The organism is Mesorhizobium sp. M5C.F.Ca.ET.164.01.1.1 (assembly GCF_004792125.1).
Classification (GTDB): domain Bacteria; phylum Pseudomonadota; class Alphaproteobacteria; order Rhizobiales; family Rhizobiaceae; genus Mesorhizobium; species Mesorhizobium wenxiniae.
The window spans coordinates 1-424 of the sequence record NZ_SRTG01000124.1; the positions used below are offsets into that span (position 1 = coordinate 1).

General features: G+C 57.3%; 1 protein-coding gene. It reads left to right on the forward strand.

Annotated elements, in window-relative coordinates; genetic code table 11:
* Positions 1-248, forward strand: a 248-nt coding sequence (locus EN807_RS32735) for an integrase core domain-containing protein (RefSeq protein WP_135937947.1), incomplete at its 5' end; no start/stop codon positions are given.
* Positions 249-424 lie beyond the last annotated feature (176 nt).

Below are 424 nucleotides of genomic sequence, written 5' to 3' on the forward strand. Positions count from 1 at the left end.
GCCTCAAGCACGTCAGGACAAGACCCTATACACCCAAGACCAATGGCAAGGCCGAGCGCTTCATCCAGACAGCACTGCGCGAATGGGCTTATGCCATCGCTTATCCGACTTCAGATCACCGCGCCGCAGAGTTGCCGGTCTGGCTGCACAGATACAATTGGCACCGTCCCCACGGGAGCCTAAAGTCCAAAACACCTATCAGTCGCCTCGCTCTAACCGAGGACAACCTGTTGAGGCTCCACAACTAGATAGCCATCACGGTTCGTTGCCCTGAAGGACCTGGGCTGCAGTGGCTTGAAGGATCTGTCCACCTTTCGCAGCACGCCTATCAAACCCGACTGGGTTATCTTCTCGGCCGTCACGAAGCTGATGCGACGGCGTGAATCGAAGAGCAGATCTATATCGCCGGTTGCCGTGAGGCCGC